At 61.9% G+C, this 11,892-nt stretch carries 12 protein-coding genes; 2 read left to right on the top strand and 10 right to left on the bottom strand.

Translation table 11 applies throughout. The annotated features are described in order from the left end of the window. Positions 1–69: 69 nt before the first annotated feature. Genes ASILVAE211_RS20415 through ASILVAE211_RS20375 form a run of 9 tightly spaced genes read right to left on the bottom strand, consistent with a single transcriptional unit; the run spans position 70 to position 8,048 of the window. Complete coding sequence (locus ASILVAE211_RS20415) at positions 70–1,443, bottom strand: amidohydrolase family protein (RefSeq protein WP_227323212.1); 1,374 nt, start codon at positions 1,441–1,443, stop codon at positions 70–72. 3 nt (positions 1,444–1,446) lie between these two features. After that, positions 1,447–2,100 carry an aspartate/glutamate racemase family protein gene (locus ASILVAE211_RS20410; RefSeq protein WP_227323211.1) on the bottom strand — a complete coding sequence of 218 codons (654 nt, stop codon included), beginning with the start codon at positions 2,098–2,100 and terminating at the stop codon, positions 1,447–1,449. 21 nt (positions 2,101–2,121) lie between these two features. Then, entirely contained in the window at positions 2,122–2,919 is a 798-nt protein-coding gene (locus tag ASILVAE211_RS20405; protein ID WP_227323210.1) for an ABC transporter substrate-binding protein, read from the bottom strand. Between the two features lie 5 nt (positions 2,920–2,924). Next, positions 2,925–3,821: a polysaccharide deacetylase family protein gene (locus tag ASILVAE211_RS20400; protein ID WP_227323209.1), complete on the bottom strand. Its 897-nt coding sequence runs from the start codon at positions 3,819–3,821 to the stop codon at positions 2,925–2,927. Continuing rightward, positions 3,808–4,608: an ABC transporter substrate-binding protein gene (locus tag ASILVAE211_RS20395; RefSeq protein WP_227323208.1), complete on the bottom strand. Its 801-nt coding sequence runs from the start codon at positions 4,606–4,608 to the stop codon at positions 3,808–3,810. The genes ASILVAE211_RS20400 and ASILVAE211_RS20395 overlap by 14 nt, the downstream gene beginning before the upstream one ends. An 18-nt stretch (positions 4,609–4,626) precedes the next feature. Continuing rightward, the gene (locus tag ASILVAE211_RS20390) at positions 4,627–5,394 is read right to left on the bottom strand and encodes an amino acid ABC transporter ATP-binding protein (RefSeq protein ID WP_227323207.1); all 768 of its coding nucleotides are present in this window, start codon (positions 5,392–5,394) and stop codon (positions 4,627–4,629) included. After that, on the bottom strand, positions 5,391–6,251 hold the full coding sequence (locus ASILVAE211_RS20385; protein ID WP_227323206.1) for an amino acid ABC transporter permease: 861 nt from the start codon (positions 6,249–6,251) through the stop codon (positions 5,391–5,393). Before ASILVAE211_RS20385 ends, ASILVAE211_RS20390 begins: the two co-directional genes overlap by 4 nt. Beyond that, positions 6,248–7,075: an ABC transporter substrate-binding protein gene (locus ASILVAE211_RS20380; RefSeq protein ID WP_227323205.1), complete on the bottom strand. Its 828-nt coding sequence runs from the start codon at positions 7,073–7,075 to the stop codon at positions 6,248–6,250. The genes ASILVAE211_RS20385 and ASILVAE211_RS20380 overlap by 4 nt, the downstream gene beginning before the upstream one ends. Before the next feature lie 25 nt (positions 7,076–7,100). After that, positions 7,101–8,048 (bottom strand): N-carbamoyl-D-amino-acid hydrolase, encoded by a 948-nt coding sequence (locus ASILVAE211_RS20375; protein ID WP_227323204.1) that lies wholly within the window; start codon positions 8,046–8,048, stop codon positions 7,101–7,103. Between the two features lie 136 nt (positions 8,049–8,184). Here ASILVAE211_RS20375 and ASILVAE211_RS20370 point away from each other — a divergent pair, with 136 nt between their 5' ends. Beyond that, the gene (locus ASILVAE211_RS20370; RefSeq protein ID WP_227323203.1) at positions 8,185–9,075 is read left to right on the top strand and encodes a LysR family transcriptional regulator; all 891 of its coding nucleotides are present in this window, start codon (positions 8,185–8,187) and stop codon (positions 9,073–9,075) included. A gap of 21 nt (positions 9,076–9,096) precedes the next feature. On the opposite strand, the gene ASILVAE211_RS20365 is transcribed toward ASILVAE211_RS20370, so the two are convergent. Beyond that, positions 9,097–10,530 (bottom strand): chlorohydrolase family protein, encoded by a 1,434-nt coding sequence (locus ASILVAE211_RS20365; protein WP_227323202.1) that lies wholly within the window; start codon positions 10,528–10,530, stop codon positions 9,097–9,099. 251 nt (positions 10,531–10,781) lie between these two features. On the opposite strand from ASILVAE211_RS20365, the gene rutA reads away from it, so the two are divergent. Beyond that, entirely contained in the window at positions 10,782–11,888 is a 1,107-nt protein-coding gene (gene rutA, locus ASILVAE211_RS20360; RefSeq protein WP_227323201.1) for a pyrimidine utilization protein A, read from the top strand. The last annotated feature ends 4 nt before the right edge of the window (positions 11,889–11,892 follow it).

Raw genomic sequence — 11,892 nt, 5'->3', positions numbered from 1 at the left:
ATAAATGCCGCAGAAGATATCTTATGTTAAATTTAAAATGTCCTTGTCAGTCTGGCCTTGTTTTTCCCGTCAGCCGGCAAGCGCGGCACGAGCCTCCGGCAGATCCCAGATCCGCTGCACGGCGCGCGACCCGGCTTCGACGATCTGCGTCTCGTCTACCTGCGTCGCCATGCCACCCGACACAAGCACCGCGCCATCGACCATCACCATGTCGATGCTGTCGCGGTTGCCGAGGGCGATCAGCCCCCGCCGAGGGTCGGACAGCGGTTGCAGATGCGGATGCGTCATATCCACTACGGTGAGGTCTGCCTTGGCGCCTGGTGCAATCCGGCCCAGATCCGGCCGCGCGATGGCATCCGCCGCGACCGAGGTGACGGAGGCAATAAGGTCAGGCGCAGTCGCGACATCCGGCCTCCCCGCTGAAATCTTGGAGATCATCGACGCTGCGTTGAGTTCGCCAAGAAGATCCATATTATAGCCGTCGGTGCCGATAACGGTGCGCACGCCCTGAGCGGCAAAGCGCGCGAAGGAGGCCGTGACGCCCGTGCGTGCGAAGACGCGCGGACAGTTGAGGATGGTGGCCCCCCGCGCGGCCATCAGCCGCAGGTCATCATCCGTCGTGGTGATGCAATGGGCCGCAAACAGGTCTGGCGCCATCAGCCCCAGCCAATCGAGATATTCGGCCGGCGTCCGCCCGTCATACCGTTCAGCGATCGTGCGGTTCTCACCCTCGCTCTGCGAGAGATGCGTGGTGATCGGCACGCCGAGTTCGCGCGCGCGTGCGGCGCAGGCACGCAGCAGGTCCGGTCCACAGGTATCGGTCGCATGCGGGCTCATCGCCAGCGTGATGCGTCCCTCCCCGCGCCCATTCCATTGCTCATAGAGCGCGTTCCAGGCAACGAGATCCTGCGCCCCGTCATCGCCCCGATAGGTCACATGGCCATCGGCACCGGCCTGCGCATCGCCCGTGGAAAATAGATAAGGCGCGCCGCAAAAGCGGAAGCCCATCTCCGCGGCCGCATCAAACATTTCGGGGATGCCGTGGCGGAAGGGCTCCATCACCATGGTATTGCCGCCCTTGAGCAGCTGAAGGATGCCGAGCCGCGCGATGGCCAGTCGCTCCTCCCGCGAGAGGATATCGATGCCGCGCTTGGTCAGCGGGAGAAGCACGGTATAGACGATGCTTTTGTTGTTCTTGCGGCCATGGCCGTCTTCGGTATGGGTGCGCGCCACGGCCTCGCTGAAGCAATGGTTATGCAGGTTGATCAGTCCAGGCAGGATGAAGCGGCCAGGGCGGTCATAGCATTCGTCGGCCTGCGGCCGGCTGGGCGTCACGGCGGCAATGCGGTCGCCTTCCACCAGCACCCAGTGATCGCGCAACACAGTCTGCTCGCTGCCCTGCTGCTGCAGGACGAAGCTTCCGAAAATGGCTTTGCTTGTCATGTGTCAGCTGCCTTGCAGAAGAACGGCGCCGAGTGCCGCGGCCACCGCTTGTTGTGTGGGTTCGATCACAGGACTGCCGATGGCGGCTTCAAGCGCAAGCCGGTGACCCGCCATGCCGGCGCAGCCGAGGACGATGCAATCCGCCCCACGTTCCGTCACCAGCTTGCGTCCGGCCGCCGCCAGACGGTCCCGCATCGCCTCACCCGCTGTCTCGGCCGCCGTGGCGTCCACCGGCCAGCTTCCCGCGTAGCGGCCATCCAACCCCATCTGCCGCACATAGCGCTGCTGGCGGCGTACGCTCATCGGCGAGAGCGCGATGATGCCGAAACGCTCGCCGAGCGTCAGCGCGCGCAGCAAGCCCCATTCGGCAATGCCCATGACAGGCCGGCCACCGGCCGCTTCACGCACACTGAACAGGCCGGGGTCGCTGAAACAGGCGAGCACGAAGGCATCGGCGTCACTTGCCGAGACAAGACGCGAGAGCGGAAGAATGACGCTATCGGCATCCTGCTGCGTCGCAATGCCGGGAGGGCCCTCCTCCAGCCTTGTGACGGCGATCTCGGGCCCGCAGGCCAGACGGAGGGGCGCGAGCGCAGCGTCGATCGCCTCCGTCACCGCCACCGAGGAATTCGGGTTGATGACAAGAATGCGCGACATGCTGCTGCTCCCCTTCATATTTCAGGCGCCCGCGTCGATGGTTGCCTTGGCGATCGCCGCATTGGCGGGCAGACCGCTTTTCGCGATGAGGGCCGCGTAGCTGCCGTCATCCATCATGGATTGCAGAGCCTTCGAAAGAGCGGTGTGCAAGGCGGTATTCGTCTTGCCGACGCCGATACCCATCACCGTCGTGTCGAAAGGCTGACCCACGGTGGCATAGACGCCGGCCTCCTGCGACTGGACGTAAGGAATGGTCAGGCTGTCCTGCACCATGGCATCCACGCGGTCCTGCTTGAGCTGCAAGCGCGCGTCGATATTGTTATCGGCACCCATGAAGGTAATGGCGGGCTTGCCGGCCGCCACGCAATAGGTCTGGCTCCAGGCCCCGATCTGCTGCGGCAGGTTGGTAGAGCGGCTGCCCGCCACGGTCTTGCCGCAGAACTGCACGGGATCGGTATAGGTCTTGGCATCCGCTGCGCGGACCATGAATTGCGTGCCGGACTTCAGATAATCCACGAAGGCTATCGTCTGCTCACGCAGCTTGGTGTCGTTCATGCCATTCAAAAAGAGATCGATGCGGCCGGTCTCGACCGAGGAGATGAACTGCGCGAAACTCGTTTCCTGAAGGACGACCGTCGTGCCCATGCGCTGCGCCAGCGCCTGGCCGAGCGCGATGTCAAAACCCTTCAGCGTGCCAGTGGCGGGGTCTTTCATGTCGAGCGGCGGATAGGAGGGATAGACGCCGACGGTCAGTTTCGCCGGCAAGGGCGCGGCGGCGGCAAGACCGAGGGAGGCCAGAACGAGAAGACGCTTAAACATGGGCATCAGGCTTTTTGCGCGGCTTCAGCCGCTTCGTGCTGTTGGAAATGAGCGGCAATCTGCTCGCCCGTCGCGATCCAGACATCCTGGCAGTTCTTCGCATAGGTCAGGAAATCACGCAGCAGGCGCAGGCGCATCGGGCGGCCGCTGCATTGCGGATGCAGGACAGTGGTGACCATGGCGCCCCAATCCCGCACCTCGTCCAGCTCATCCTTCCACATCGACAGAACATGCTCCTTCGGAAAGATGGAGCGCGGGCTGAAACGCGCCGAAAGACCATGCATCCAGTCATCATAACTGGCGGTCACGGGAATTTCGATCGTGCCGGGCTGACCGGTCGCCAAAACATGGCGATAGGGCCGCACATCGTCGCGGAAGGAACTGGTATAGGTGATGCCATGGCGCACCAGAGACTGGCGCAGCTCTTCCGTGAATTCGCCGGACGGCGCGCGGTAGCCAGTGGGTACCACGCCGAGGCGGCGCTTGATGGCTTCAAAACCCTTCTCAATCTCGTATTCGATGAAAGGGTCGCCCGGATCCGGCAGCAGATGATGATAGCCGTGATGGCCGATCTCATGGCCCGCCTTCAGGATGCTTTCGGCCATGGCCGGATGGGCGTCCACAGCCCAGCCGGTGATGAAGAAGGTCGCCTTGAGGTCAAGCTGATCGAGCAATTCCAATAGTTTCGGCGTGCCGACACGCGCTTCATAGCCACCATAGCTCATGGTAATCAGCCGTTCGGCGTTCAGTGCGTCCTTCGCCGTCCAGGCGCTTTCGGCGTCTACGTCGAAGGACAGGAACATGGCCGAGGTATAGGGCGCGGGCCAGGGATAGTGCGGCGCGGGCGGCGCCATATTGGCGGGGCGCAGCGGAATGCTGGCGAGGGAGTTACTGTCCTGCATTGATCAACACCTTGTCGACGGCGTAGGGGGCGAGATGCCATTTCGCGGCGATTTTCTGATAGCTGCCATCCGCGATCATGGATGATAGCGCATCTGAAACCGCTTTTTGCAGGCCGGTATTGCCGACCGGAAGGGCGATGGCGGTATAGTCCGAGGCGAAGGGCCTGCCCACAATCGTATAAGCATTGGGCTCCTGCTGCATGATATAGGGCAAAGTCTCCCCGCCCTGTACAGCCGCATCGATCCGCCCCTGTTTTAGCTGGATACGCGCGTCGGCCGAGCCGTCGGTACCGACAACCTGCACCGCGTTGCTGCCGCAATGCGCCAGGCTCCAGGCGGCGATCTCCTTTGGAAAGGAGGTACGGCGGCTGGCGCCGACGCGCTTGCCGCAGACATCCGCCATCGTCTTGACCTTGGCCGCTGCGCTGCTCAGCACAAAGAATTGCGGGCCGGAATGCAGGTAATCGACGAAGGTCGCGGCTTTATGGCGGGTCGCGAGGTCAGACATGCCTGAGAGCACGGCGTCCACCCGGCCACTGTCGAGCGACGGCAGCATCTGGTCGAAGCTCGTTTCTTGCCAGGTCAAGCTGCGGCCCATATGCGCCGCAATCGCCTGGCCCAGATCGATGTCGAACCCCATGAGCGCATTGGTCGCCGGGTCACGGAATTCCATCGGCGGATAGTTCGGCACGACGGCGACGGTGAGCGCGGTCGCTGCGTGCCCCGCTTGTGGCAGGCCGATAAGGGCGGAGCCGGCAAGCAGCAGGCCGGCCAGAACTCGTTTCATGCGTCTAAATCTCCCATGTCATCCCAGAACGGCGGAGAGAAAATCCTGTGTCCGGCGCTCACGCGGGGCCGTCAAAACCTGCTCGGCGCTGCCCTGTTCCACGATCGTTGCGCGATCCATGAAGACCACATGATCCGCCACTTCCCGCGCGAAGGCGAGTTCGTGCGTCACCACGATCATGGTCATGCCGCTGCGCGCCAGTTCCCGCATCACCGCCAGCACTTCACCCACCAGTTCGGGATCCAGCGCGCTTGTCGGCTCATCGAACAGCATCAGCTTGGGCTTCATGGCCAGCGCGCGGGCAATGGCCACACGTTGCTGCTGGCCACCCGAAAGCTGGGCCGGATAATTACCGGCCTTCTCGGCGAGACCGACGCGGGCGAGCAAAGCCTGGGCCTCCGCCTCAGCCAAAGCACGGCCGCGCTTCTGCACCTGCACCAGCCCTTCCATGACATTGCCGAGCGCCGTCATATGCGGAAAGAGGTTGAAGCGCTGGAAGACCATGCCGGTTTTCAGCCGCTGGCGGGCGATCTCTCGGTCGGTCAGGCGATGCAGCTTGTCGCCAGCCTGACGCACCCCGAGCAACTCGCCATCCAGCCAGATGCCCCCGGTATCGGGCCTGGTCAACTGATTGACGCAGCGCAGCAGCGTGGTCTTGCCGGAGCCCGAACCACCGATGAGGCAGACGACCTTTCCGGGGAGCACATCAAGCGAAACATCCTGCAACGCCCGATGCCCGCTGAAGGTTTTGGAAACATGCCGGATGGCAACGAGAGGAGCCGTCATCGTCCGTGCACCTGCGCACCGCGCGCGAAACGGCGTTCCAGAAGATGCTGCAAGGGAGATAGGATGGAGACCACAACCAGATACCAGAAGCCCGCCACAATCAGCAGCTCAATGACGCGGGAATTGGCGTAGTAGATATTCTCCGCATTATGCAGGATCTCGGGATATTGGATGACACTCGCCAGCGAGGTTGTCTTGATCATGCTGATGAATTCATTGCCGAGCGGCGGGATGACCACGCGCATGGCCTGTGGCAGAATGATGCGACGCAGCGTCGCGATGCGCCCCATGCCGATGGCCTGGGCGGCTTCGTGCTGCCCGGCATCGACAGAAAGAATGCCCGCGCGCACGATTTCGGACGTATAGGCACCCTGGTTGATGCCAAGGCCGAGCAGCGCCGACAGAAACGGCGTCATGATGTCCACAGCCCGGCCGGACCAGATGCCGGGAATGCCGATCGTCGGGAAGACCAGCGCCAGATTGAACCACAGCAGCAATTGCAGAATGACCGGCGTGCCGCGGAACAGCCACACATAAAAGGCTGAACTGCCGCTCAGCACCGGATTGGGCGAAAGCCGCATGACGGCAGCGACCACGCCGAGCACGGTGCCGAGCGCCATGGCGAGCACGGACATGACGAGCGTATTGACAAGTCCCGTCAGGATTACCGGCACTGTCAGGAAGGTACCGACCACGCCCCAGGCGATCTGCCCATGGGCGAAGGCACGCGCCAGCGCGAGAAGCACCAGGATGATGACAGCGGCCGCGAACCAGCGCCCGTAATAGGTCCGGCGGGCAACCGGGATCGCGGAAATATCGGGAAAGCCCGGTGCAAGACCGGGCCTGGCGTCCATCATCGCGGCGCGCCGTCCGTCATGGGCTTGTCCACCGCATTGGCGGAAAGACCGTATGTCTTCAGGATGGCGCCATAGGTGCCGTCCGCGATAATTGCTGCCAGTGCGTCATTGACCGCTGCCCGCAACTGCGTCTCGTCCTTGCGGAAGGCGATGCCCTGGAACCCCGTGGAAAAAGGTGTGCCTAGGACACGATATTTGCCGCCGCCTGTCTGCACCAGATAGGGCAGCGTCTCGCTGCCTTGGACGGCGCCGTCGATGCGGTTTTCCATCAGCTGCGTATGCAGATCCGGCGAATTTTCAGCGGGCATATAGACCATGGCGGGCCTGCCGGCACCCACGCAATAAGTCTGGCTCCAGGCCTGCATTTCTGCCGGAAAGCTGGTGCTGCGCACGGTGCCGATACGCTTGCCGCAGAGATCGACGGCGGTCTGGGCCGCGCTTGACGACTGCACATAGAATTGCGGGCCGGTCTTGAAATAATCGATGAAATCAAGATTGGCTTCGCGCGCCTTGGTATCCGTAATACCGCTGATGATCATGTCGTCGCGCCCGGTCTGCAAAGACGGCACAATCTGCGCGAAGGCCATATCGTCCCAGACGAGCTTGACCCCAAGCTTGGCGGCAAGGGCATTCGCAATATCAACGTCGAGCCCTTCCAATTTGTTGGTCGCAACATCATGCGATTCCATCGGCGGATAGGTGCCGTTCACGGCAAGACGGAGTGTCTTCGACGCTGCGATGGAGGCGGGCAGAGTTGCGGCCTCAGCGCCCGACAGACTGGCGAGAGCGAAGAGGCAGGTCAGCAGAATGCGTGGGCGAGCCAAGTGCATATTCCTCGTCAGGGCTGGGTCAGAGAGAAGCGGGTTCCACCACGCCGGCGCGGGCCGTGATGGCGGTATAGTGCTCGGGGCGGCGATGCGCGCCAAAATTGAACATCTTGTCCTTGCCCTGGCGGCAGAGATCGAAATCGCAATCGGCGATGATGATCTCATCCGCCAGCGTCTTAGCCTGCGCCACGATGACGCCGTCGGGATTGACGATGACGGATCCACCGATCAGGCCGGAGCCGTCCTCCTCACCCGCTTTTGCAACTGAAACCGCCCAGGTCGCATTCATATAAGCATTGGACTGGGCAGCGAGCGTGGAATGGAAGGTGCGGAGCGCCGCATCCTCGCTGGTACCGCCATTGGGGTCATAGGCAGCCGAATTATAGCCGATGCAGACAAGCTCCACGCCCTGCAGGCCGAGGACGCGCCAGGATTCGACCCAACGGCGGTCATTGCAGATCATCATGCCAAGGATGCCGTTCTGCCAGGCTGCGCCGGCGCGGAAGGCGCGGAAGCCAAGATCGCCATATTCGAAATAGCGTTTCTCAAGCTGCTGATATAGCGCGCCAGGGCGCGGCTCGACAGAACCCGGCAGATGCACCTTGCGGTAATGCCCCAGTACCGAGCCATCGGGCTGCACGATCAGCGCGGCGTTGAAATGCTGGCCCTCAGGCGTCTTTTCAGCATAGCCGATATAGAAGCCGATACCGAGCTCGCGGGCCCGGCTGAACAGCGCCTCGGTCTCGGGCCCCGGCATGCTCGGCTCGAAATAGGAGTCGAGTTCAGCACCCTCCATCAACCAGCGCGGAAAGAAGGTGGTGAAGGCAAGCTCGGGGAAAACCACGAGTTGCGCGCCTTGGCGCGCGGCATCTTCCAGCAGGGCCAGCAGCCGCGTCATGGTCTGCGCCCGGCTATCTGCCTTCTGGGTCGGCCCCATCTGCGCGCCGGCAACTCTCACGATGCGGCTCATAATGCCTCCTTTTTCGGCAAATCAAATGAATTAGCTAGGCGATCTCGCCGAATGCTTAAATTGTTGGCACAGGAATCTTTCCTAGACAATTCGCCAGACTATGATGTTTTGGGAGAGTCTATTCAGGAAACTTATAGTGACCCTTCGCCAGCTGGAAATCCTGCGTGCGCTCATCCGCCACCGCACCACGGTCGCGGCCGGGCATGAGCTGGGCCTTTCCCAGCCTGCGGTGAGCAACGCTTTGAAAAGCATGGAAATGCAGCTGGGATTCAGCCTGTTCGAACGCGTCAACAACCGGCTTCATCCAACGCCGGAAGCAATGGCCATCCATGACGACGCCGAGGCCATTTTCGCGCTGCATGGGCAACTCGCCACCCGCCTGCGGGGGCTCAAGGACAGCCATTCAGGGCGGCTTGCCATCGCCGCCACCCCACCCCTCGCCTATAGCGTGATCCCGCCGGTGCTCCATAGCTTCCTCAAGCCCAGGCCTGATCTGCGGGTGTATTTCGACGTCAGACGGTATGAGGGCGTCATTGACGCGGTGCTGAACCAGGTCGCCGAGCTAGGCTTCGTGCTGGGCTTTCTGCCGGATCATCGCAGCATCACCAGTCAGATCGTGCATGAAAGCGAAATGGTCTGCGTTTGCACGCCCGATCACCCACTCGCGCGACGAGATGCCGTATCCCCTGACGACCTGACCCATTACCCGTTCATCGGTCTGGAAGCCGGCACACGGCTGGGCCAGGCCGTGCGCGGCGCTTTTGCAGCGGTCGGCACGCCCTTCCGGGCGGAGGTCGAGGTTCGCTATTGTAATACGGCCTGCGCCCTGGCGGCCGCTGGCGTGGGTATCGCCGTGGTGGACGCCTATTCCGCACAGCAGCCAGTTATCGGGTCATTAGTCACGCGGCCTTTCCGGCCGCATACGCCCGTCATCAGCTACGCTCTGTGGTCACAGACCCGGCCGCTGTCGCGGGTCGCCCGGGTCTTCCTCGACGAAGTGCTGCAAAGGCAGTCCGCCATGGCCTGACCGAGGCCTAGGACGGGCTGCTCAGTCCTGAAAGGCCGGATAGCTCGACGGTGAAAGCTGCTCGATATCGCGCCCGGCCCAATCGCGCGCCTGCATGCCTGCCCACATGGCCTCTGCGCCCGCCTGCACGGCGCGACCGAGGTCCACGGGGTCGTAGCCCGGCACGATTCCGTTTTCCATGACTATGCGACCATCAATGATCGAGGTATCGAGATCTTCGGCCGTGGCCGAGAAGACAATATTGCGGATCGGGTCACGCACAGGGGTCATGAACAGGCTGTCGCCCCGCCAGATCAGCAGATCCGCCTTGGCGCCGGGCGCGATGCGGCCGATATCCTCCCGCCCGAGGGCGCGTGCGCCGTTCAAGGTTGCGGCATTAAAGACGTCGGTGGCGGTCGCAACCTGGGTTTGCCGATCCTGGATCTTGGAGACGACAGCCGTCCATCGCATCGCCTCGATCATGCTTTGCGGGCAGGTGTCGGTCGCGATCGTCATATTGACGCCACGTGCCTGGTATCGTGCGAAGCTCTCCATGGCGATGCCACGCCGCGCAAAGACCCAGACGGCATGGGCGACATTCGCGCCGCTATCCGCCAGAATGCCGATATCATCCGCCTGGTAGTTCGCCCAGGAACTTTCGCCCGGAATGATGCAATGGCCCAGAATGCAGCGCTCCGACAGAAAGTCGATCTTCCGCAGCCATTCGATGGGTGTGCAACCGTGCCGGCGCGTCATTTCCAGAAATTCCGGCACCGACTGCGAGACATGCAATGCCAGTGGCAGTTTCATGTCCCGCGCCGCATCCGCCGAGCGGCGCAATAGCGCTTCCGAACATGTATCCACTTGCATGGGCGTCAGGAAACCCTTGATTCTCCCATTGGCACGGCCTTCGACACGCTCGACCAGCGATACGGCTTCATTGAATCCCGCGAGCCCATCATCCTCCAGCCAGTCATAGTCCACGCTGCGGCCGTTGCGTGTCACCCAACGGCCCGACTTATAGCCTTGGCCGATATAGGCACGCAGACCGCAGCGCTCGGCATGTTCGGCCACCACATCGCCATGCCAGCCGATTTCCATCACCGTTGTCGTGCCCGTGCGCAGCAGTTCCGGCATGGAATATGCAATGCAGGCACGGCGCGCCGCATCCGTGATGGCGCCGTCGCGTGCCGTGAGAAACTCGAAGAGGCCTGACAAGTAGAACTGCCGGGGGCCACGATCCTCGACAAAGCTTTTATCGAGAGGAGATTCGGAAAGATGCGTATGCGTGTTGATAAGCCCAGGCGTCACCACGCGACCCGTCGCATCGATCACCTTGTCGGCCTGACCATCATAGTAGCGGCCGACAAAGGCGATCTTGTCGTCCTCTATGACGACCACACCATCGCGCAGATGGCGGTGCCCGCCATTCTGATAGGCGATGATGTGCGATGCCTTGATCAGCGTCCGGGTCATGGACCGCCCTTTCCGAATAGGTGTGAATTTCGCACGCGGCATGCGTTGCAATCGCAAACTCATGCAGTTTTTCAAGCCTAGGGCGGCATCCGATGAAAAAATAGAGTTGACTTCAATTTTTATGTGCGGAAATGTAGACGCTCTGTTGCCCCTGCAACAATGCATGCTGTTCCTGGCGCAAGGCGCCAAGCAGCGCGGATAATAGACGCGACCATTTTACTTAAATCTGTTGGATTGAGATTACGCCCGCGATGAATATCGGACTGTTCATTCCTATTGGAAACAACGGCTGGCTGATATCGCGTAATTCACCGCAATATATGCCGAGTTTTGACCTCAACCGGCGCGTGGCGCTGATGGCCGAGGAGTACGGGCTCGATTTTCTTTTGTCGATGATCAAGCTGCGCGGCTACGGCGGTGAGACGGAATTCTGGGACCATAATCTCGAATCCTTCACGCTGATGGCGGGGCTTGCGGCGGTGACGCAGCGCATTCAGCTATTTGCCACGGCGTCCTCCCTCATCCTGCCACCCGCTTTCATGGCGCGCATGGCGACGACCATTGATTCGATCGCGCCGGGCCGGTTCGGCGTCAATCTCATCACCGGCTGGCAGCGGCCTGAATATTCGCAGATGGGGCTTTGGCCCGGCGATCAGCATTTCGCGCGGCGCTATGACCAGCTTGAGGAATATACGCGTGTCCTGCACGACCTTTGGAGCAAGGGCCAGTCCGACTTTCAGGGCGAGTTCTTCCAGATGGAGGATTGCCGGCTGAGCCCTCTCCCAAGCCAGCCGATCAAAATCGTCTGCGCCGGGCAAAGCCAGCGCGGGCTGGACTTCATGGCCCGTCATGCGGATTACAACTTCTGCATCGGCAAGGGCATCAATACGCCCCGCGCGCTGGACGGCATGGTCGATCAGGTGCGCAGCACGGCTGCGGCGGCAGGACGCCAGGTGCCTGCGCTGGCGCTGTTTACGGTTATCGCCGATGAAACCGATGAAGCCGCCTTTGCGAAATGGGACCATTACAAGGCAGGTGCCGATCTTGAGGCGCTGGACTGGATGACGCGCCAGGCAGGGGCGGACAAGCATTCGGGCAGCGATACCAATGTCCGCCAATATACGCTGCCGGAGACAGCCGTGGCCCACGGCTTCGGCCTGCTGATCGGTTCCTATGCCAGTGTCGCACGCATGCTGGACGCGTTGGACGACGTCCCGGGTCTTGGCGGCGTCATGCTGACGTTCGACGACTTCCTTATCGGGCTGGATGCCTTTGGGCAGCATATCCAACCGCTGATGCAATCGCGCCGCCATGTCACCGCACCGGCCGCACCGCAACTCTTCACCGAACACCCCTGAGGCA

The sequence above is a fragment of the Acidisoma silvae genome, assembly GCF_020618775.1.
Lineage (GTDB): Bacteria > Pseudomonadota > Alphaproteobacteria > Acetobacterales > Acetobacteraceae > Acidisoma > Acidisoma silvae.
This window is presented reverse-complemented; position numbering and strand designations above follow the sequence as displayed.

What these genes read in the sequence shown, in the direction of transcription:
- ASILVAE211_RS20415 (WP_227323212.1), bottom strand. Translation starts at nt 1,443, where the DNA reads ATGACAAGCAAAGCCATTTTCGGAAGCTTCGTCCTGCAGCAGCAGGGC.
- ASILVAE211_RS20410 (WP_227323211.1), bottom strand. Translation starts at nt 2,100, where the DNA reads ATGTCGCGCATTCTTGTCATCAACCCGAATTCCTCGGTGGCGGTGACG.
- ASILVAE211_RS20405 (WP_227323210.1), bottom strand. Translation starts at nt 2,919, where the DNA reads ATGTTTAAGCGTCTTCTCGTTCTGGCCTCCCTCGGTCTTGCCGCCGCC.
- ASILVAE211_RS20400 (WP_227323209.1), bottom strand. Translation starts at nt 3,821, where the DNA reads ATGCAGGACAGTAACTCCCTCGCCAGCATTCCGCTGCGCCCCGCCAAT.
- ASILVAE211_RS20395 (WP_227323208.1), bottom strand. Translation starts at nt 4,608, where the DNA reads ATGAAACGAGTTCTGGCCGGCCTGCTGCTTGCCGGCTCCGCCCTTATC.
- ASILVAE211_RS20390 (WP_227323207.1), bottom strand. Translation starts at nt 5,394, where the DNA reads ATGACGGCTCCTCTCGTTGCCATCCGGCATGTTTCCAAAACCTTCAGC.
- ASILVAE211_RS20385 (WP_227323206.1), bottom strand. Translation starts at nt 6,251, where the DNA reads ATGATGGACGCCAGGCCCGGTCTTGCACCGGGCTTTCCCGATATTTCC.
- ASILVAE211_RS20375 (WP_227323204.1), bottom strand. Translation starts at nt 8,048, where the DNA reads ATGAGCCGCATCGTGAGAGTTGCCGGCGCGCAGATGGGGCCGACCCAG.
- ASILVAE211_RS20365 (WP_227323202.1), bottom strand. Translation starts at nt 10,530, where the DNA reads ATGACCCGGACGCTGATCAAGGCATCGCACATCATCGCCTATCAGAAT.
- rutA (WP_227323201.1), top strand. Translation starts at nt 10,782, where the DNA reads ATGAATATCGGACTGTTCATTCCTATTGGAAACAACGGCTGGCTGATA.